This window comes from Roseomonas marmotae, from assembly GCF_017654485.1.
GTDB lineage: Bacteria > Pseudomonadota > Alphaproteobacteria > Acetobacterales > Acetobacteraceae > Pseudoroseomonas > Pseudoroseomonas marmotae.
On sequence record NZ_CP061091.1, the window covers coordinates 1,652,651 to 1,673,255 of the forward strand.

Here is a 20,605-nt window from a genome sequence, read left to right on the forward strand (position 1 = left end):
GTTCATCAGGGCGCCCCCGCGCCGCTGAGGTGGCAGACCCGGGTGGTGCCGCCATCGGGTGAATAGACCAGCAGCGAGGCCACGCCGCCCGCGCGGATCTTCGCGAAGCCATCCGCGTTGCTGGGCGCCGTATTGACGGTGAAGCCGGAGAGCGACAGCGCGAGGTCCGCCCCCGTCCGGTTCACGACGATGCAGGAGAAGCCGTCCAGCGTATTTGCCCAGCTCAGCGACAGGCCGGCGCCGGGATTGGCGATCAGCATGCGCGCGTTATGGGCGGCATGGGTGAGCGGCGTGGCGCCGGAGAGCACCACGGTGGCCAGGCGCCGCTCGGTGAACTGCCCGTCCACATACTGCTTGGTGGCAGCTTGCAGATTCGCCGTCGGGTTGCCCGGCAGCACCAGCGGGCCAGCCAGCGTGGCGGTGCCGTTGGAGGCGATGCGGAGGCGCTCGGCCACCGTTCCGGCGGCGCGGGTCTCGAAGACCAGCGCGCCGGCCTCGCCGCCGCTGGTGACCGTCTCGGCCACGGCGGCGACGCGCGCGAAGACCTGCTCGCTGGCGGCGCTGTTGTTGCCGGTGGCCTCCAGCACCGCCAGGCGGTCGGCGGCAACCGGGCTGGCGGAGAGGCGGCGCAGGCGCAGCGTCTGCGGCTGCGTCATGCCCGTGCCGCCCAGGCTCAGCGCCGCATTGGGATTATTGCCGGGATCACCAGCAAAATTCAGCTCAGTGCCGGAGAGGGTGAAGGCGGCCGCCGGCCGGTCCGCGCTGTTGAAGAGCCGGAGCTGCGCGCCGTTGCCACCGCGCCGGTGGATGTTCACCGCGCCGTCGCTGTCGGCCGAGAGCCGTGTCTCGATCGCCGCGTTATCGGCCACCGAGGCGATCTCCACCCGCCCGGCGGCCAGGCGGTTCGTGCTTCCGGTGCCCGTGCGGTTGGCGGCCTGGATGATGCGCTTCATGGCCGCCGCGCTGTCGGCGGTGAAGGTGACGGGGCGGGTGTCGCAGCCCGTGACGATCAGGTTGCCCGCGGCTTCCGCCATGTGGATGGCAGCGATGTTCTGGTTGCCGGTCCCGGCCGCGCCAGTGAAGTCGCAGCCGACGAAGGAGAGCTGCCCGCTCAGGATTTCCGCGATGCGCCGCGCGCCGCCGGTGACATCGACGCCGATGATCTCCTGCTGCTCGGTGCCGGTGGTGGAGAGCTGGACCGAGACGCCCTTGGAGGAGAGGAATCCGCCGATGAACTTGTTGCGCTGCGCGGTGCCGGAGATGCGGATGCCGATGGTGGTGGGGTCCGCCGCATCCACCCAGCCATCGGCGCCGCAATTGACGAAGCCGCAGGCATGCACATCCGTCTGCACGTCGAAGCCGATCTCATGGCCATACTCAAAGCAGTTCTGGAAGGTGGCCATGTCGGCATTGTTGATGGCGAAGGCGGTGCCGAGCCGACGGTTTGGCTGGATATAGGCCGCGCCACCCGAGTTCCAGCCCGGCGCGTAGGTGGAGCCATTGAGGTCGATGCGCGTCGCGTCCACCACCGTCACGGTCCAGCGGCCGTAGAGGCCGGGCATGCCGCTGTTGCGAACCTCAGCGATGTTCAGCAGGTCGCCGGTTCTCAGGCTGTGCTCGCCGGCCAGCGTGACGCGGAAGCGGCCGGCGCCGTTGTCGGTGACATCGGCGATGGCGATGCGCGTGTTGGACCAGATGCGGGAGGTGGTGACCAACGGATGCCAGTTGACCTCGCTGATGCGGCAGACATCGAAGGCATTGCCGAGGAAGAGGCCGTTGCGCGCGTCGCCCAGCACGTCCCTGACACGCAGCCGCGCGTTGCCGTGGCTGTAGATGCCCCAGTGGAAGCCCAGGATCAGCAGTCCGCAGAGCGTGACATCGGCGCCATTGCCGGCGCTGTTGCCGCCGCTGCCATTGCCGACCGTGATGGCCGTGCCGTCGAAGGTGGCCGCCGCGTCCAGCCCTTCCCGCAGGGTGGTGGGTGCCGTCAGGCCCCGGCGCAGCACCGCCAGCCCGTCCAGCCCGCCATTGCGCTGGATGCGGATAGTGCGCGCGGAATCCAGCAGGATGGCGTGGTTGACGGTGGAGAAATCGCCATTCAGCCGCCAGCCGCCGCTGCTGCTGCGCCCGCGCAGGAAGACGCCTTCCTTCACCGTCAGATCGGCCGCCGCCACCAGGTAGCGGCGCGGGCCCAGCAGCACCACGCCGCCGCCCTGCGCCGCCGCCGCGTTGATGGCGGCCTGGATGGCCGCGGTGTCGTCGGTGGTGCCGTTGCCCACCGCGCCATAGTCGCGCACATGCAGGGCGCGGTCGGTCAGCATGGCGCGGCGCATGGCGCCGAAGGTGGTGCGGCGCGTCTCGGCCAGGGCGGCGCTGCCTTGCACCAGCGGCGCGATATCGGCATCGGCCAGGGTGGCGGCGGAAGGCAGTTCGGAGATCTTCAAACTCTGCATCGGGGCGGGGTTCCTTCGGGGAGAGGGACAGCGGCGGCGCGGAGGAAGGGGCCGCTCAGACCAGCATCTCGCCACCCTCCTGCAGCAGCAGCGCGCCGCCAGACTCGGTCAGCAGCGCGAAGGGCGGGGTGACGACGAAGCTGGCGGAGGTCTGCGTCACCAGCGGTTCATCGGCATCCTGGACGCGGATGCGATAGCCAGACCCCTCGGCCGGGGCCGTGAAAGTGGCCGTGGCCGAGCCGGAGAGCGCGCTGGCCGAGATGGGCCCAGCGACGACCTGGCCGGCAGCGTTGAGGATGGAGAAGAGGAGCGTCGCCACCGATCCGGTGACGCGGGCGGTGACCGTGAAGCTGCGGCCGATGTAGAGGCCGCCCGGCACGGGATCGAGCGCCACGGCCCGCGTCTGCACCGCGCTGACCCTCAGGCCGAAGATCATGGAGAGTGCGGCGGCAACGGTGAGGCGCACGGGCGGCGCCGAGGCATCCAGCACCAGGCCATTGCCCACCGCGCCGTTGCTGCGCACGGGGATCAGGCTGAGCGCATCGGCCGATTGCAGCAGGATCAGGTGGCCGGGCAGCAGCTTGTCCGCGGCGGAGGCGAAGTATCCGGGGGCCAGCGTGGCGGCGCGGGTATCCGTCGTGGTGTAGAGCCACATCGTGAAGCCGCCTGCGGAGTCGAGCGGTGTCAGGTTGCGGGCGTCGAAGGGCATGCGCGTCTCCTGGGACGGGCCGGTCGGCCGGGCTGGGGCACGCGCGGACGACCCGCCCGCGGGCAGTGCGGGCAGGCTGGCGCGGGCAGAGGCTATGTGAGGGGGGGAGGCGGTCAGGGCGCAGTTCGCCCGTTGACGGGCCGGAATAAACAGGAATATCAGCCGTTAGTCAAGAAAAAAATCCTATATAGGACGTTGGGTGGCGTGGCGGATTGAGTCTCACTTCCTTTCACCGTTAGTTTGGCGACTTGAATTGCCGCCAGGGATCGCCCGAGATGCTCCGTCGCCTCCTCGCCGCCTCGCTCTGCACCGTCGCTCTCCTGGCCGGGGCGGTGTATCCCGCCGCCGCGCAGCCGGAGCGGAGGCTGAACGTGTACAACTGGTCGGATTACATCGACCCTTATGCGGTGGCGCGGTTCGAGCAGGAGACGGGCATCCGCATCCGCTACGACGTCTTCGACAGCCTGGAGACGCTGGAGGGCAAACTCTCCGCGGGGCGCTCCGGCTATGATGTCATCGTGCCGACCAGCGAACCCACCTTCGCGCGGCTGGCCCGCGCCGGCGCCTTGCTGCCGCTGGACCGCAGCAAGCTTCCGAACTGGGATAACCAGGACCCCACGCTGTTGAAGCAGGTGGCGAGCAGCGATCCTGGCAACCGCTTCGGCGCCATCTATCTCTATGGCACCGTGGGGCTGGCCATTCGCCCCGACCGCGTGCGCGCCCTGGCGCCCGATGCGCCGCTGGACAGCCTGGACCTGCTGATGAAGCCGGAGAATGCGCAGCGGCTGGCCCGCTGCGGCATCGCCGTGATGGACTCCGCCACGGATGTGCTGCCCAGCGTGCTGCGCTGGGCCGGACGCGACCCCAACAGCACCGATGCCGCCGACCTGCGCGCGGCGGAGCAGGCGCTGCTGGCCATCCGCCCCTATGTCCGCGCCATCACCGCCAGCAGCAACATCATGGATTCCCTGGCCACGGGCGAATACTGCGTGGCGCTGACCTATTCCGGCGACACCATCCAGGCACAGGCCCGGGCGCGGGAGGCGGGGCGTGGCGTCGAACTGGGCTACATCCAGCCGAAGGAGGGCGCGCAGCTCTGGGTGGACATGCTGGCCATCCCCGCCGATGCGCCGCATCCGGAGGAAGCGCATGCCTTCATCAACTTCCTGCTGCAGCCGGAAGTGATGGCCGGCATCACCAACCACGTGCGCTACCCCAACGGCCTTCCGGCCGCGACGCCGCTGGTGGACAAGGCCGTGCGCGAAGACCCCAATGTCTATCCAACGGCGGATATGGTGGCCAATACCTTCACCGCCCAGGCGCTGCCCGCCGCCGCCGAGCGCGCCCGCAGCCGCAGCTGGAACCGCTTCAAGGCCGGGCGCTGAGTTGAGCCTGCTGGAGATCACCGGCCTGTCGAAGCATTTCGGCAGGATTCCGGCGCTGGAGGGCCTGGACCTCAGGGTCGAGGCCGGGGAGTTCCTGGCGCTGCTGGGCGGGTCGGGCTCCGGCAAGTCCACCCTGCTGCGGCTGGTGGCGGGGTTCGAGACGCCGGATGCCGGGCATATCCTGCTGGACGGCCGCGACCTGACGGCCATGCCGCCATATGCGCGCCCGCTGAACATGATGTTCCAGTCCTATGCGCTGTTTCCGCATCTCTCGGTGCGCGGCAATGTTGCCTATGGGCTGAAGCGGGAAGGCACGCCCCGCGCCGAGCGCGACAGGCGTGTGGCGGAGGCGCTGGAGATGGTGGGCCTCGGTGATTTCGCCACACGTATGCCGCACCGTCTGTCCGGCGGGCAGCGGCAGCGCGTGGCGCTGGCCCGCGCGCTGGTGAAGCGCCCGCGCCTGCTGCTGCTGGATGAGCCGCTGGGCGCGCTGGATGCCAATCTGCGGGAGCGCACGGGCTTCGAGCTGCGCGCCTTGCAGCGGCGCACCGGGGCCAGCTTCATCATGGTGACGCATGACCAGCAGGAGGCGCTGGCACTGGCCGACCGCGTGGCGGTGCTGGAACAGGGGCGGCTGGTGCAGCTCGGCGCGCCGCGCGAGGTCTATGAGCGGCCAGCCACGCGCTTCGTCGCCACCTTCCTGGGCGCGGCCAATGTGCTGGAAGGCACGCTGGACGGGCAGGGCGGACTGGGCTGCCCGGGGCTGGCCGCCACGCTGCGCCCGGCTGCGCCGCTGCCCGCTGGCACCACTGCCCTGGCCCTGCGGCCCGAGCGCATCCTGGCCGCGCCACGGGTCGGCGCCGGAGCGGCGGCGCCCAATACCACCGAGGGCGTGGTGGAGGAGGTAGCCTTCCGGGGCGATGACAGCCTGCTGCTGGTGCGTGCCGCCGGCGGCGCCCTGCTGCGCGTCAGCCATGCCGAGGAGGATGGCCCGCCGCCGCCGCCCGGCACGCCCCTGCGGCTGCACTGGGAGGCGGCGGCGCTGGTGCCGCTGGCCGGCTGACCATGCGCCGGATTCCGCTTCTGGTGCCCGCGCTCTGGCTGCTGGGCTTCGTGGCCGCGCCACTGGTGCTGGTGCTGGTGCTGGCCATCTCGCAGTCTGGTAGCGGCGTGCCACCCTTTGTGCTGCCCTATACCGCTGCCGGGGGCTGGCAGCCGAACTGGGACGCCTTCGGACTGCTGCTGGAGGATGACTATTACCTCTCCGCCTTCCTGCGCTCGCTGCGGGTCGCGGGAGTCACGGCGGCGCTCTGCCTGCTGCTGGGCTTTCCCATGGCGCTTGGCATCGCTCGCGCGGCGCGGCGCTGGCGGATGCCGCTGCTGATGGCGGTGCTGCTGCCCTTCTGGACCGGCTTCATGCCGCGCATCGGCGCCTGGACGGGCATCCTGCGGGACCAGGGCTGGGTGAATGGCGTGCTGCGCTCCCTCGGCTGGATCGATGCGCCGCTGCCGCTGCTCTATTCGGATACCGCGATGTTCCTGGGCATGGTGCATGCGTACCTGCCCTTCGCGGTGCTGCCGCTCTATGCCAGCCTCTCCCGCCTCGACCGGACGCTGGAGGATGCGGCGGGCGACCTGGGCGCGCGGCCCTGGGTGGTCTTCCTGACCGTGACGCTGCCGCTGGCGGCGCCGGGGGCGCTGGCGGCCTTCCTGCTGGTCTTCATCCCCGCCGCCGGCGAATACGTCATCCCGGAGTTGCTGGGGCCGCCGGATGCCCAGCTGGTGGGGCGGGTGCTCTGGCAGGAATTCTTCCAGAACCGGGACTGGCCGGTGGCTTCGGCGCTGGCGGTGGCGCTGCTGCTGGCGCTGATCCTGCCCATCCGCCTGTTCCAGCGGCTGGAGGCCCGGAAGTGAGCACGGGATACATGCGGCGGAGCGGGCTGTGGCTGGGCCTCGCCTTCCTCTGGCTGCCGGTGCTGCTGCTGGCCTTCTATGCCTTCAGCGACAGCCGCATCCCCTTCCAGTGGGGCGGCTTCAGCCTGCGCTGGTTCACCGTGTTGGCGGAGAACGAGCGGATGCGGGAGGCCGCCTGGCTCTCCCTGCGGGTGGCGGCTGGGGCGGCGACCCTGGCGATGCTGCTGGGCGGCGCCACCGGCTGGGTACTGGCGCGGCGCGGCCCCTTCGCCGGGCGGGCGCTGTTCGGCGCGCTGGCCGGCGCGCCGCTCGTGCTGCCGGAGGTGGTGACCGGCCTCTCCCTGCTGCTGGGCTTCGTGCTGCTGCAGGGCTGGACCGGCTGGCCCGCCGAGCGCGGCGCCACCACCGTGCTGCTGGCCCATGCCACCACCGGCATGGCCTATGTGGCCGTGGTGGTGCAGGCCCGGCTGACGGGGATGGACGCGGCGTTGGAGGATGCGGCGCTGGACCTGGGCGCCACGCCCTGGGTGGCCTTCCGCACCGTCACCCTGCCGCTGATGGCGCCGAGCATGGTGGCGGGCTGGCTGCTGGCCTTCACCCTGTCGCTGGACGATGTGGTGGTGGCCAGCTTCGTCTCCGGCCCCGCCGGGACTACCCTGCCCATGCTGGTCTTCTCCATGCTGCGGCTGGGGCTGACGCCGGAGGTGAACGCCCTGGCCGTCGTCATCCTCGGCGTGGCCTGCGTCGCGGTGCTGGGCGCCTGGCTGGCGCTGCGGCGAACGGAGTTGTGAGGCGCGGGTGAATCGGGCCGCATGCTAGCCAGGAGACGGGGGGATCAGACGCTGCCGTGAGAACCGTACCTGCTGTGATGCTGGCCCTGCTGGTGCTGGGTGGCTGCCAGTCCTTGCGGCGCGAGGGCACGGCAGATCTGGCCGGTATCGCGGGTGCCTCGCTCTCGGAGGCCATTACGGATAACGGGGCGGTCACCGCCGGAATCGGTATCGGCGTCCGCTCCCTGGCCCGGGCCGGCCTGCAGTACACCGAGCGTCGAGCCCAGAGGATCGAGCAGGACAGCATCGCCAATGCCGCCGGGTCACTGAAGCTGGGGCAGGTGGGCACCTGGTCCGTACGCCACGACGTGCCGATGCTGCCCAACCGCGAGGGCCGGGTGACGGTGGTGCGCGATATCGGCGGCATCGGCCTGCAATGCCGGGAAATCCTCTTCTCGGTCGAGGGCGACGAGCAGGAGATCGATGGCGAGCTGCGGCCGCACAAGGCCTTCTATACTGCCGCCATCTGCCGCAATGGCGAGACCTGGAAATGGGCCAATGCCGAGCCGGCCACGGAGCGCTGGGGAGCCTTGCAGTGACCCCCGCCGCGCGGCGCGCGGCCGCCGTGCTGCTGGCCGCCCTGCCGCTGGCGGGATGCGACGCCGCAGGCGGTATCGTTGGCGGTCTCTCCGGCGTCACGGCGGGCATCGCCACCGGCAATGCCGCGGTGGGCTATGCGGTGGGTGTCGGCATCCGCGCCGCGACCGATGCAACCATTGAATACGTGTTGCGCAGGGTGCGGAGCGGCGAGCAGGACAGCATCGCCGCCACGGCCGGCGCCATCGTGCCCGGCGAGGTCGTGAACTGGAAGGTCGAGCACGCGCTGCCCTTCGGCTATGGCGATGCCGAGGGCACGGTGCAGGTGCTGCGGCTGATCGATACCCCGCTGGCCCAGTGTCGCGAGGTCGCGGTCGGCACGGGCGAGGGCGAGGAGCGCGCCACCATCATCGCCATGGTCTGCCGGCAGGACACGGGCTGGAAATGGGCTATGGCTGAGCCGGCGGTGGAACGCTGGGGCGTGCTACAGTAGCGCCGCCTCCCGCTGCCGCAGGGGCGAGAGATCGGGGTCAGGGTCCGGCATCGCCGCCAGCAGCATCTTGGCGTAGTCGCTCTGCGGGGCGGTGAAGACCTCTTCCGTCTCACCTTGCTCCACCAGCCTGCCATGGTGGATCAGCGCCACGCGGTCGCAGATATAGCGGATGACGCCGAGGTCGTGGCTGATGAAGAAATAGGTCAGCCCCAGGCGCGATTGCAGGTCGTGCAGCAGGTTCAACACCTGCGCCTGCACCGAGACATCCAACGCGCTGGTCGGTTCATCGAGAATGAGGAAATCCGGCTTCGGCGCCAGGGCGCGGGCGATGCCGATGCGTTGCCGCTGCCCGCCGGAGAATTCATGCGGGTAGCGGTTCAGGTGGGCCGTGGTCAGGCCGACCTGCTGCAACAGCTCCGCCGCGCGGTCGGTGCGCTGGCGGGGCGAGAGCGCGATCTTGTCGTGATGGATCTCCATCGGCTCCGCGATGATGTCCCGCACCGTCATGCGCGGGTTCAGCGAGGCATAGGGGTCCTGGAACACGATCTGGATGCGCGCGCGCAGCGCCTGCATCTGCTGCGGCGTCTGCGCCGTCAGGTCGATGCCGTCATAGACGATGCGGCCGGAACTCACCTTCTCCAGTTGCAGGATGCAGCGGGTAAGGGTGGTCTTGCCGGAACCTGACTCACCGACCAGCCCGAAGCTCTCGCCCTTGCGGACATTGAGGCTGACATCCTGGAGCGCCTTCACCGGCGGCGCGCGGTCGAAGAAGCCGCGCCGGGCGCCGGGGAATTCCTTCACCACATTCTCGATGGAGAGGATGGTGCCGCCCGGCGCCGGGCGGGGCGGCGGTGGCGCCAGGGGCTCGGCGGCCAGCGCGCCGCCTGCCAGGCCGCGCAGCTCGCCGCGCTTCATGCTGGGCTTGGGTACGGAAGCCAGCAGCCCGCGCGTATAGTCGTGTTGCGGGTGCTTCAGCACCTCCCGCACCGGGCCGGATTCCACGATGGCGCCGGCATACATCACGGCGACATGGGTGCAGAGCTGCGCCACCACGCCCAGGTTATGCGTGATGAAGAGCACGCCGAGATTGTGCTCCTCCACCAGCCCATGGATCAGCCGCAGGATCTGCGCCTGTACGGAAACATCCAGCGCGGTGGTCGGCTCATCCGCGATCAACAGGTCCGGCCGGCCGATCAGCGCCATGGCGATCAGCACGCGCTGCTTCATGCCACCGGAGAACTGGTGCGGATAATCATTCACCCGCGCGGCGGCATTGGGGATGCCGACCTTCTCCAGCATGGCGACGGCGTGCTTCTCCGCCGCAGTCCGCATGGCGCGGCGGGAGGCGCCGGGCACGAGGCCCAGCAAATCAGGGTCCTGCCGCGCCGCGTGCAGCGCCACGTCCACCAGCTGGGTGCCGATGCGGAAGGTGGGGTTCAGGTTGGTGGTGGGGTCCTGGAAGATCATGCCGATGCGGCGGCCGCGCAGGCTCCGCATCGTCTCTTCCGTCTGGGCGAGCATGTCGCGCCCCTGGAAGCGCACGCTGCCCCCCAGGTAGCGCCCCGGTGGTGTCGGCACGAGGCGGGAGACGGAGAGGCCGGTGAGTGACTTGCCCGAGCCCGTTTCGCCCACGATGCCCCAGATCTCGCCGCGCTTCACGGCGAAGGAGACGCCGTTGAGGACCTGCACCTCGCCCTCGAAGGAGCGCATGGCGAGGTGGAGGTCCTTGATCTCCAGCAGGGTATCGTCACTCATCAGCGGCGCGCCTTCGGGTCCAGCAGGTCGCGCAGGCCATCGCCGAGCAGGTTGAAGCCGAAGACGGCCAGGAAGATGGCGAGGCCGGGGAAGATGGCCGTCCACCAGTAATCCGGCATGTTCACCCGCGCGACGGAAAGCAGCGAACCCCATTCCGGCGTCGGCGGCTTCACGCCGATGCCGATGAAGCCGAGGGATGCCACGGTGAGGATGGCGAAGCCCATGTCCAGCGACATCTTCACGATGATCGGCGAGACGATGTTGGGCAGGATATGCCGCCACAGCAGCCGCCCCGTGCCCGCACCCATGGCGCGGGAGGCGAGCACGAAGGTTTCCTCCCGCTTCGCCATCACCTCGCCCCGCACCAGCCGCGCATAGCCAGGCCACCAGGAGAGCGCGATGGCGAAGATCATGTTGACGATCCCCGGCCCCAGCGCGGCGGCGACGGCCATGGCCAGGATCAGCCCGGGGATGGTCAGCTTCAGGTCGGCGATGCGCATCAGCACCTCATCGACCCAGCCGCCGAAGAAGCCGGCCAGGGCGCCGACGAAGACGCCGAAGGCGGCGCCCACGATCACCACCGCCATGCCCGCCAACAGCGAGATGCGCGTGCCCGCCACCACCAGCGAGAAGACATCCTGCCCCAGTTCGTTGGTGCCGAACCAATAGGACGTGGAAGGCGGTTGCAGGCGGGAGCTGGTATCCACCACGCCCAGGATATGCTGCGGATAAGGCGTCAGATGCGCGCCGCCGATGGCCAGCACCAGCAGCACCAGCACGATGAGGAGGCCGAGAACAGAGACCCAGCTCTGGCGGAAGCGGTAGAAACCGCGCCGCCAGCTTTCGACGCGGGGATGGGTGGTGGCGCTCACTGGTAGCGGACCTTCGGGTTCAGCAGGCCGTAGAGCATGTCCACCACCAGATTGACGGTCACGAAGATGGCGCCGATGCAGAGCGTGACGCCGATGATCGGCATGAAGTCCTGCGTCAGCACGGCCTGGGTGGCGTAGAGCCCGATGCCCGGCCAGTCGAAGACGGTCTCCACCAGCACGGTGCCGCCCAGCAGCCAGCCGAAATACAGGCCGATGACGGTCAGGGTCGCGGAGATCGCGTTCTTCAGCACGTATTTGAACAGGATCAGCCGCTGCGACAGGCCCAGCGCGCGTTCCGTCAGCACGTAATCCTGTTGCAGCACCTCGATGGTGGAGGCGCGCATCATCCGCATGATGGTGGCCAGCGGCGAGAGCGCCATGGCAATCGCCGGCAGCGCCAGGTGCGAAAGCGCGATGCCCAGCGCATGGAACTGGCCGGAGAGCACGGCATCCACCGTCAGCAACCCAGTGACGGTGGGCGGCGGTTCCTCGATCAGCGGGAAGCGGCCGGACAGCGGCAGCCAGCCCAGCCACATCGCGAAGAAGAGCTGGAACATCAGCCCCAGGAAGAAGCGCGGCATGGAGATCGCGCCGAGCGAAACGGTGCGCGACAGGAAATCCGGCCATTTGTTGCGGAAGACCGCCGCCATCAGCCCCAGCGGAATGCCCAGGCCGATGGCCATGAACATCGCCGCCAGCACCAGTTCCAGCGTCGCCGGCAGGAAGGCGGCCAGATCCTCCGCCACCGGGCGGCGGGTAAAGATGGAGACGCCGAAATCGCCGTGCAGGATGCCGGTCAGGTAGTTCCAGTATTGAAGGGGCAGGGGCTGGTCCAGCCCGAACTCGCGCGCCACCGAGGCCACATCCGCCGCCGTCGCATTCGGCCCCGCCGCCAGGGCCACCGGGTCGCCCGGCAGCAACCGGGCGATGGCGAAGACCAGCAGCGACAGGCCCAGCAGCACCGGCACCAGCAGCAGGATGCGGCGGAGGATATAGCCCAGCATGGGACGCGATCAGCCCAGCGAGAGCGGGAAAAGCTCGATGGCGTTGGAGGCCACCGGGGTGAAGGTGAAGCCCTTCACGTTGTTCCGCATCGCCAGCTTCCGCATCTCCAGCACGCCGAAGATATCCGGGCTGTCGTCCAGCACGATGCGCTGGAACTTCTTGTACAGCTCGCGGCGCTTCTCCGGATCCGCCTCGGCGCGCGCCTGCTCCAGCACGGCATCGACCTCGGGGTTGGAATAGACCGGGTTCTGCCAGTTGCCGTTGCGGGAGGAATGGAAGCCCGCATAGGCCAGGTTGTCGGCATCGCCGTAATTGGCGGTCTGGTAGACCATGAAGAAGTCCGGCACCGTCTCCGGCGAGCGGCAGGCGGCGACCATGTCGGGCCAGATCATCGGCTTGATGTCCAGCTCGATATTCAGCGCGCGCAGGCTGTCCAGCATCACCAGCGCCCAGCGCCGCTGCTGCTCCAGTCCGGAGACATGCGCGAGCGTCAGCTTGATGCCGCCATTCGGGCTCCTGGACTTGGCCAGGAACTCCTTCGCCTTCTCCAGGTCCGTGCGGTAGATCGGCAGCTCCTTGTCGAAGCCGTCGATGCTGTCGGGCAGCGGGCCCTTCATCAGCTCGGCGTAGCCGCTGACATCCAGCATGCCCTGGTAGTTGAAGGCATAGGCGATGGCCTTGCGGAGGTTCCTGTCCGCCAGCGGGCCATGCTTCGAGTTCATCTTGATCTGGAAGGTCCGGTATTCCGGCTCCAGGATCAGGTTGACGCCAGGGCGGCCCTTCAGCGCATCCATGTCCTCGCTGGTCAGGTCCACGGCGATCTGCGCCTCGCCACGCTGCACCATCAGGCGCTGCGTCGCGGTCTCCCGCGTGATCTTCCAGATGGCGCCGGTCAGGTTGCCGCCGCCCTTCCGCCAGCCATCGGCCACGCGCTCGAACTGGTAGAGGTTGCCGGCCTCGGCGCGGGTGATGTTGAAGGCGCCGGAGCCCGCGATGTTGGAGCGCAGCCAGGTCTGGCCGTCGTCCGCGCCCTTATTGGCCTCCACCTGCTTCGGATTCACGATCCAGACCCAGGGCAGGACGGAGAGGAAGGGTACGAAGGGCGTCAGCAGCTTCACGCGGACGGTCTGCGCGTCCACGGCTTCGATCCCCGCAGGGTCCACGATGCCGGCGACCATCCAGGCATTGCCACGGTTGAGGCGCAGCAGGCGCTCGATGGAATACTTCACCGCCGCCGCGTCGACCGGGCTGCCGTCGTGGAACTTCGCCGCCGGGTCCAGCTTGAAGACGTATTCGCGACCGTCCTCCGACATGGTCCAGGACTGCGCCAGATGCGGCACGGGCCTGGGCGGGTTGCCTTCCACCCGTACCAGCGAGTCATAGACGTTCCGCATGGCCATGGCGGTGGAATAGCCGCTGGCCAGATGCGGGTCGAAGTTCGGGATGTCCTGGTTGCTGGTCATCACCAGGATGCGGCGGGCCTGCGCCTCGGCAGGCCGCATGCCGGCCATCCCGGCCAGCAGGGCGGCACCGCCCGCCATCACACCGCGTCGTGTCGTCGTCAGCATGGCTCTACGCTCCAACAATCGGGTTCAGGCCGAGGCGGCCGCTTCAGGGAGGCGGACAGCATAGTCACGGGCGGCACCTTCCGCCGAGACCATGCCCAGTTGCACGTCGCGCGCCAGCGCGGCAGGGTCGCGCTGGGACGGGTCGCCATAGCCGGAACCGCCCGCCAGGGTGATTTCGACGACCTGGTCAGGGGTCTCGATCTGCACCAGCGCGCCGGTGCCGCAATCCAGGATCTCGCGCCCCTCGCTGTCCACCACGCGGCCGCGCGCCTCGCCGCCTGCCTTGCCGCCGAAGAGGCCCTCGATCGGGTTGCCGACGCCTTCGGGATAGACCGAGACCAGCGTGGGCAGGCCATCATCCTTCAGCTTGCGCACGCGCACCCGCTGGCCGAGGCCGCCGCGATGCTTGCCCGCGCCACCGGAGTCACAGAGGTAGGACTTCTCCAGCACCACCACCGGCACGCGCGCCTCGAAGAGCTCGATCGAGGTATTGGCGGCCGAGGTCGGCCAGAGCAGCCCGCTCTTGCCATCGCCCCGGGCCGAGGCGCCCTGGCCGCCGCCCACGAAGAGCAGGTCGGAATAGGTGCGGCCGTCCTGGTCCTGGCCATAGATATTGGCGGCCATCGGCAGGCCGGTATTGGCCTGCACCTGCCCCGGCGCCGCGTCGGCCAGGGCGCGGAAGATATTGGGCGCGAGGTACCAGCCGGTGCGCGTGCGGATATTCACCGAGGCCGGGCGCTTCGGGTTCAGGATGGAACCTTCCGGCGCCTTCACGGTGAAGGGGCGGTAGCAGCCGGCATTGCCGCGCACATTGGGCGTCAGCATGCATTTCAGCGGATAGGTGGCGTGCGCCCGCGTGTAGTTCAGGGTGGAGTTCAGCCCGCCCTGTGGCAGCTGCGGCGGCGCGCCCTCGAAATCCAGCGCGATCTCGTCGCCATGGACGGTCAGCTTCAGCGGGTATTCCAGCTTCTGGCCCAGCGGGTTGTTCCAGATGGTGCTGTTGTATTCGCCATCCGGCAGGGCGGCGATGGCGTCGCGCATCGCCTTCTCCGACCGCCCCTGCACCACGGCGGCCAGGGCGCGCAGGTCGCGCATGCCGTAATCCGCCATGAAGGCCAGCAGGCGCTCGGCGCCCAGCGCATTGGCGGCGACGAAGGAGTGGATGTCGCCCAGCACCTGCTCGGGGTTGCGGACATTCTCCGCCAGCAGCCGCATCAGGCTCTCGTTGGGCTTGCCGGCCTCCACCAGCTTCATCGGCGGGATCTGGAAGCCTTCCTCGTAGATCTCACGCGCCCGCAGGGAGTCCTTGGTGCCGCCGATGTCGGAGACATGGCCCACCGTGCCCATCAGGCCGACGACCTTGCCATCCAGGAAGACCGGCGTGACGACGGCGATGTCGAAGAGATGCCCGGCGCAGAGCCAGGGGTCGTTGGTGATCAGCACGTCGCCGGGCTGCAGGGTCTCGGCCGGGTAGCGTTCCAGCAGCGCCTTCACGGCCAGCGGCAGGGTCAGGTTGAAGACCGGCATGGCGCGCGGGGAATGCGCCAGGGTCTCGCCCTCCGGGTCCAGCAGCTCCGTCGCGAAGTCCTGGCTCTCGGAGATGACGAGGGAGAAGGCGGTGCGGCAGACCGTCAGCCACATCTCCTCCACCACCGTGATCAGGCGGGACCACATGATCTCCAGCGCGATCGGGTCGGCCTCGATCCGCGCCACCGCCTGTTCCAGCGGCATGTCGGCGGTGATGCTCTCATCGGCCTGCGCGGCGGCGGCGATAGCGATGCGCAGGTTCAGGCTGGCATCCACCGTCACGCTGTCGCCCGGCGGGACGATGGTGGTGGATTCCCGTTCCTCGATGATCGCGGGGCCCTGCAGGCTGTGGCCGGCGGCCAGGGCATAGCGGTCATAGACGGTGGCCTCGTGCCAGCCGCCCTCGAACCAGGCGCGGCGGGTGCCCTTGATGGCCTTGGCGGCATCCGCACCGCCCGCGGCACCGCTGAGGGAGAGGGTCGGCGCGGGCCCGACGACGCGGAGGCGGAAGTTGATCGCCTCCATCCGCGCGCCCTCGTAGACCGAGGTATAGCGGGCGGCATAGGCCTTCACGAAGGCGGCGCGGATGGCCTCCAGGCTGTCCTGGCCGATGGCCCCGCCGGGCAGCGGCACGGCGATGTCGTGCATCTGGCCGACCAGGCGCATATCGGCGCTCCGCTCCACCCGGATGTCCTCCGGCTTCACGCCGGCGGCCAGCAGGTGCTTGCGGTTCTCGGCCTCCATCTCATCCAGCAGCGCGTTGACGCGCGCGGCATCGAAGCCGGGCGAGAACTCCACGGGCAGCGAGCGGACGGATTCGAAGGAGAGCGGCGCGGCCAGGAAGCCAAGCGCGGAGGCGGCGCCGGAGGCCGGCGGGATGATGACCTCCTTCACGCCCAGCACGCGCGCCACGTCGGCGGCATGGGCCGGGCCGGCGCCGCCGAAGCCCACCATGGCGTAGCGGCGGGGGTCCTTGCCCTTCTCAACCAGATGCACTCGGGCGGCGGCGGCCATGCTTTCCACCACCACCTTGTGGATGCCCCAGGCGGCCTCGGGCACGGACATGTTCAGCGGCCTGGCGACGCTTTCCACCGCGGCCTCGCAGGCCGCCATGTCCAGCTTCATGCGCCCGCCCAGGAAGAAGGCGGGGTCGTAGTAGCCGAGGATGAGGTTCGCATCCGTCACGGTCGGCTTCGTGCCGCCCATGCCGTAGCAGGCGGGGCCGGGGTCGGAGCCGGCGGAATGCGGGCCGACCTTCAGCAGCCCCACCTCGTCGATGGCGGCGATGGAGCCGCCGCCCGCGCCGATCTCGATCATGTCGATGACGGGCGCCTTGATCGGAAGGCCGGAGCCCTTGCTGAAGCGGTGCACGCGCCCGGCTTCCAGCATGGGCGCGATCTCGATCCGCCCGTCCTCGACCATGCAGGCCTTGGCGGTGGTGCCGCCCATGTCGAAGGAGATGACGTCCTTCTTGCCCGCCAGTTCACCGAAGAGCGCGGTCGCCAGCCCGCCACCGGCGGGGCCGGATTCCAGCAGGCGGATGGGGAAGGCACGCGCCGTCTCGGGCGAGACCAGGCCGCCGGCGGAATGCATCAGCCGCAGCGCGCCGGTGAAGCCGCGCGCGGCCAGCTCACGCTCCAGCCGCTTCAGGTAGCGGTCCATCAGCGGCTGCACATAGGCATTGGCGCAGGTGGTCACCGCGCGCTGGTATTCCCACAGCTCCGCCACGACCTCGGCGGAGAGGGAGACGGCCAGCTCCGGGAATTCGGCGCGGGCGATGCGGCCGATGGCCTGCTCATGCGCGGGGTTGCGGTAGGCGTTCAGCAGGCAGACGCCGACGGCCTCGCAGCCCGCTTCCAGCAGGGCGCGCAGGGCGCGGCGCACGCCATCCTCGTCCAGCGCGGTGATGGTATTGCCGTCGCGGTCCATGCGCTCGGCCACTTCCAGGCGCAGGTCGCGGGAGACCAGTGGCTCGGGGAAGCCGAGGAAGAGGTCGTAGATGTCGTAGCGCTGCTCCGTGCCCATCTCCAGGATGTCGCGGAAGCCCTCGGTGGTGATCAGGCCGACCTTGGCGCCCTTGCGCTCGATGACGGCATTGGTGACCAGCGTGGTACCGTGGATGATCTCGCCCACGTCGCCCAGGCCGATGCCCCCCATGGCCACCAGCTCCTCCAGCCCCAGCAGCGCGGCGGCGGAGGGGTCGTGCGGCGTGGTCAGGCGCTTGTGCAGCCGCACGCTGCCTTCCTGCCCGTCATAGAGGATGAAATCGGTGAAGGTGCCACCGATGTCGAAGCCGATCCGCCAGCGTGAGGTGGGCTGAGCCATATTCACAAACTTCCTTCAGGCGGCCCTGCGGGCGGCGAGCCAGGGATCGTCCACCAGGGTGGCGATCTCGGTGGCTTCCGCCAGCAGGGCATGGAGCATGGCCTGCCGCTCCGAGACGGAGACGGTGGCGACGGGATAGACAAGGTTGAGGCTGACCTCCTCGCCGGTGGCGCGCTCTCCCACCGCGACGGCGAGGCCGCCGACGCCGGGATTGGCCTCCTCCAGCGAGATGGCGTAGCCCTGGTGCCGCACTTCGGCGAGCAGGGCCAGCAGCGCGTTCATGTCGCGCGGCGAATGGGGGCTGGCGGGGCGCAGCGGCTCGGGATGCAGGGCGCGCACCTCGGCATCCCCGCGGCGGGCCAGGAGCGAACGGCCGGTGGAACTGGAGAAGGCGGCCAGGCGCCGGCCGATGGGCGTGCCGACGCGCAGCGTGCTGCTGCCCTCGTGATGCGCGACACCCACCACATCCGCGCCATCCAGCACCGAGACATAGCCGGTATGGCCGAAGCGGCGGGACAGGCGGCCCACCGCCTCATCCGCCCGCGCGAGCAGGGTGGAGGCGCGGCGATAGGTCGTGCCCAGCTCGAAGATCATGATGCCCGGACGGTAGCGGCGGGAGCCGGGCGCCATTTCCAGGAAGCCCGCATCCCGCATCGCCCGCAGCAAGCGGGAGGTGCTGCTCTTCGGTGTGCCCAGCAGGGCCACGACGTCGGTCAATGTCAGCTCCAGCCTCTCTGGCGTGAAGCAGCGCAGCACATCGGCGGCGTTGGCGAGCGTGGCCATCTGAATCCCGAAAAATGGAACCATGGTTCCGATTTCAGGCAACGATGCCTTTCGCGGGGCCGGGTTTCAAGCGGCCTTTCGCAAATTCGTCATCGCCAGAAGCCTGTCCTGAGCAAGAAAGGCGCAGAATTGACGGTGATCTGCTTATTTTTTGAGCTTACCGGAAAATTGTTAACGGCTTCCCCGTTGCCGGGCGCAGAGTCAGGGCCGTGGCTGGCCCGCTTGTCAGGCGCAAGGTTCGAACCGTCCGGCTCAGCCTCGCGGGCCCTTCGCAACCGCATCGCGGCCAGCCCGCCATGGGCTGGCACAGGGAGGCTCCGATGTCCCGATACCACGCCTCTTCCAGCGACCTGCCGATGCCGCCCCGGGCCGCCGCCGGCATGCCGCCCATCCGCCGCATCGGCACCGATGCCGTCTGGCGCGCGCTCTCCCTCGGCTGGCAGGATTTCATGGCCAGCCCCACGCAGCTGGTCTTCCTGGCCATCATCTATCCCATCATCGGCATAGTGGCGGCCACGGCGGCGGCGGGGCGGGAGATGATGCCCATCATCTGGCCGCTGCTCTCCGGCTTCGCGCTGGTGGGGCCGGTGGCGGCGATCGGGGTCTATGAGCTGAGCCGGCGGCGGGAGGCCGGGCTGCCGGTGAGTTGGGTGAATGCCTTCGACGTGCTCCGCTCGCCCTCCATCTTCTCCATCCTCGTGCTGGGGGCGATGCTGCTGGCCATCTTCGTCGCCTGGCTCTTCACGGCCCGCGCCATCTTCGAGGCCAGCTTCGCCGGCATGCCGCTGGCCACGGATGTCTGGGGCTTCCTGAGCCAGGTTTTCGGCACCGGGCAGGGCTGGCGGCTGATCCTGCTCGGCAACCTCGCCGGGCTGCTCTTCGCTGTGGCGGTGCTGGCGCTGACGGTCATCTCCTTTCCGCTGCTGCTGGACAGGCCGGTCGGCGCCGCAGCGGCGGTGCGGGCCTCCATCGCGGCGGTGGCGGCCAACCCAGGACCCATGCTGCTCTGGGGGCTGATGGTGGCGCTGATCCTGGCGGTGTCCTGCATCCCGCTCTTCGTCGGGCTGGCGGTGGCGGTGCCGGTGCTGGGCCATGCCACCTGGCATCTCTACCGCGCCGTGATGCCGCGCTAGGACACCTTGGCCCTGGCTGCCGGCGGCATGGCAGGGCAGGGCGCGCGGCGGGTTGTCGCGCGCCGGGCAGGGGGGTAGGTTCCGGCGTCCTCCGTCCTGGATCGCTCCTACTCATGAAACTCACCGCCGAGCGGCTCGACCGCATCGCCCCGTCCCAGACCATCGCCATCACGGCGAAGGCGCGTGCCCTGAAGGCAGCGGGACAGAACGTCATCAGCCTCTCGGCCGGTGAGCCCGACTTCGACACGCCGCAGAACGTCAAGGATGCGGCCATCCGCGCCATCCAGGCGGGCGAGACGCGCTATACCGACGTCTCCGGCACCAAGGTGCTGCGCGAGGCCGCGGCGGGCTATTTCAAGCGTGAGCATGGCCTGGACTACAAGCCGGAGGAGATCGTCGTCTCCACCGGCGGCAAGCAGGTGATCTTCAACGCCATGCTGGCCACGATCGACTCCGGGGACGAGGTGGTCATCCCCGCCCCCTGCTGGGTCTCCTACCCCGACATCGTCTCGCTGGCCGAGGGCAAGCCGGTCATCGTGCCCGCCGGGCAGAACCAGGGCTTCAAGATCACGCCCGAGCAGCTTGAGGCGGCGATCACGCCCAAGACCAAGTGGATCATCCTGAACAACCCGTCCAACCCGACCGGCGCCGCCTATTCCGAGGCCGAGCTGAAGGGGCTGGCCGAAGTGCTGCTGCGCCACCCGCAGGTCTGGGTCTTCACCGACGACATCTACGAGAAGCTGGTCTATGGCGGCTTCAAGTCCAAGACGATGGTGGAGGTGGAGCCGCGCCTGAAGGACCGCACCATCACCATGAACGGCTGCTCCAAGGCCTGGGCCATGACGGGCTGGCGCATCGGCTTCGCCGGTGCCCCGCTGGCGCTGGCCAAGGCCATGGACAAGCTGCAGAGCCAGTCCACCTCCAACACCTCCTCCGTCTCCCAGGCCGCCGCCGTCGAGGCCCTGAACGGCCCGCAGGAATCGGTCGAGGAGATGCGCAAGGTCTATGAGAGGCGCCGCGACCTCGTCGTCGGCCTGCTCAACAAGGCCCCTGGCGTCCATTGCATCACGCCCGAGGGTGCCTTCTACGTCTTCCCCTCCATCCATGGCTGCCTGGGCAAGACCACGGCCTCCGGCAAGACGATCGAGACGGACGAGGATTTCGTCACCGCGCTGCTGGAGGATGAGGGCGTGGCCGCCGTGCATGGCTCGGCCTTCATGTTCCCCGGCCATTTCCGCATCAGCTATGCGACGGACGACGCCTCGCTGATCGAGGCCTGCACGCGCATCCAGCGCTTCTGCGCCGGCCTGAAGTGA

The 20,605-nt window shown here is 69.3% G+C and carries 16 protein-coding genes; 8 read left to right on the top strand and 8 right to left on the bottom strand.

The genetic code is table 11. The features are described from left to right. Nucleotides 1-5: 5 nt before the first annotated feature. The gene (locus tag IAI58_RS07830; RefSeq protein ID WP_207446713.1) at nucleotides 6-2,453 is read right to left on the bottom strand and encodes a glycosyl hydrolase family 28-related protein; all 2,448 of its coding nucleotides are present in this window, start codon (nucleotides 2,451-2,453) and stop codon (nucleotides 6-8) included. A 55-nt stretch (nucleotides 2,454-2,508) separates the two neighbouring features. Beyond that, complete coding sequence (locus IAI58_RS07835) at nucleotides 2,509-3,162, bottom strand: hypothetical protein (protein ID WP_207446712.1); 654 nt, start codon at nucleotides 3,160-3,162, stop codon at nucleotides 2,509-2,511. A 275-nt stretch (nucleotides 3,163-3,437) separates the two neighbouring features. Between IAI58_RS07835 and IAI58_RS07840 the strand changes: the two genes are divergently transcribed. The 6 genes from IAI58_RS07840 to IAI58_RS07865 are packed head-to-tail and all read left to right on the top strand — an operon-like array spanning nucleotide 3,438 to nucleotide 8,321. Beyond that, complete coding sequence (locus IAI58_RS07840; RefSeq protein ID WP_207446711.1) at nucleotides 3,438-4,547, top strand: polyamine ABC transporter substrate-binding protein; 1,110 nt, start codon at nucleotides 3,438-3,440, stop codon at nucleotides 4,545-4,547. 1 nt (nucleotide 4,548) lies between these two features. Beyond that, the gene (locus IAI58_RS07845; protein WP_207446710.1) at nucleotides 4,549-5,610 is read left to right on the top strand and encodes an ABC transporter ATP-binding protein; all 1,062 of its coding nucleotides are present in this window, start codon (nucleotides 4,549-4,551) and stop codon (nucleotides 5,608-5,610) included. 2 nt (nucleotides 5,611-5,612) lie between these two features. After that, complete coding sequence (locus tag IAI58_RS07850; RefSeq protein WP_207446709.1) at nucleotides 5,613-6,461, top strand: ABC transporter permease; 849 nt, start codon at nucleotides 5,613-5,615, stop codon at nucleotides 6,459-6,461. Beyond that, nucleotides 6,458-7,252, top strand: coding sequence for an ABC transporter permease (locus IAI58_RS07855; protein ID WP_336512705.1), 795 nt, complete (start codon nucleotides 6,458-6,460; stop codon nucleotides 7,250-7,252). The genes IAI58_RS07850 and IAI58_RS07855 overlap by 4 nt, the downstream gene beginning before the upstream one ends. Before the next feature lie 56 nt (nucleotides 7,253-7,308). Next, nucleotides 7,309-7,830 (top strand): hypothetical protein, encoded by a 522-nt coding sequence (locus IAI58_RS07860; protein WP_237182933.1) that lies wholly within the window; start codon nucleotides 7,309-7,311, stop codon nucleotides 7,828-7,830. Then, entirely contained in the window at nucleotides 7,827-8,321 is a 495-nt protein-coding gene (locus tag IAI58_RS07865; protein ID WP_207446708.1) for a hypothetical protein, read from the top strand. The genes IAI58_RS07860 and IAI58_RS07865 overlap by 4 nt, the downstream gene beginning before the upstream one ends. On the opposite strand, the gene IAI58_RS07870 is transcribed toward IAI58_RS07865, so the two are convergent. Genes IAI58_RS07870 through IAI58_RS07895 form a run of 6 tightly spaced genes read right to left on the bottom strand, consistent with a single transcriptional unit; the run spans nucleotide 8,313 to nucleotide 18,156 of the window. Further along, nucleotides 8,313-10,076 (bottom strand): ABC transporter ATP-binding protein, encoded by a 1,764-nt coding sequence (locus IAI58_RS07870; RefSeq protein ID WP_207446707.1) that lies wholly within the window; start codon nucleotides 10,074-10,076, stop codon nucleotides 8,313-8,315. The two genes, IAI58_RS07865 and IAI58_RS07870, sit on opposite strands and share 9 nt — an antisense overlap. Next, nucleotides 10,076-10,948, bottom strand: coding sequence for an ABC transporter permease (locus IAI58_RS07875; protein ID WP_207446705.1), 873 nt, complete (start codon nucleotides 10,946-10,948; stop codon nucleotides 10,076-10,078). Before IAI58_RS07875 ends, IAI58_RS07870 begins: the two co-directional genes overlap by 1 nt. After that, complete coding sequence (locus IAI58_RS07880; protein WP_207446703.1) at nucleotides 10,945-11,952, bottom strand: ABC transporter permease; 1,008 nt, start codon at nucleotides 11,950-11,952, stop codon at nucleotides 10,945-10,947. The genes IAI58_RS07875 and IAI58_RS07880 overlap by 4 nt, the downstream gene beginning before the upstream one ends. Nucleotides 11,953-11,961: 9 nt before the next feature. Continuing rightward, nucleotides 11,962-13,521 (bottom strand): ABC transporter substrate-binding protein, encoded by a 1,560-nt coding sequence (locus tag IAI58_RS07885; RefSeq protein ID WP_207446701.1) that lies wholly within the window; start codon nucleotides 13,519-13,521, stop codon nucleotides 11,962-11,964. Nucleotides 13,522-13,545: 24 nt separating this feature from the next. Next, nucleotides 13,546-17,373 (bottom strand): hydantoinase B/oxoprolinase family protein, encoded by a 3,828-nt coding sequence (locus IAI58_RS07890; protein ID WP_207446699.1) that lies wholly within the window; start codon nucleotides 17,371-17,373, stop codon nucleotides 13,546-13,548. Between the two features lie 15 nt (nucleotides 17,374-17,388). After that, nucleotides 17,389-18,156 (bottom strand): IclR family transcriptional regulator, encoded by a 768-nt coding sequence (locus IAI58_RS07895; RefSeq protein WP_207446697.1) that lies wholly within the window; start codon nucleotides 18,154-18,156, stop codon nucleotides 17,389-17,391. A gap of 320 nt (nucleotides 18,157-18,476) precedes the next feature. Between IAI58_RS07895 and IAI58_RS07900 the strand changes: the two genes are divergently transcribed. Both IAI58_RS07900 and IAI58_RS07905 read left to right on the top strand, forming a co-directional pair. After that, nucleotides 18,477-19,289: a DUF2189 domain-containing protein gene (locus IAI58_RS07900; RefSeq protein WP_207446695.1), complete on the top strand. Its 813-nt coding sequence runs from the start codon at nucleotides 18,477-18,479 to the stop codon at nucleotides 19,287-19,289. A gap of 113 nt (nucleotides 19,290-19,402) precedes the next feature. Next, on the top strand, nucleotides 19,403-20,605 hold the full coding sequence (locus IAI58_RS07905) for a pyridoxal phosphate-dependent aminotransferase (protein ID WP_207446693.1): 1,203 nt from the start codon (nucleotides 19,403-19,405) through the stop codon (nucleotides 20,603-20,605).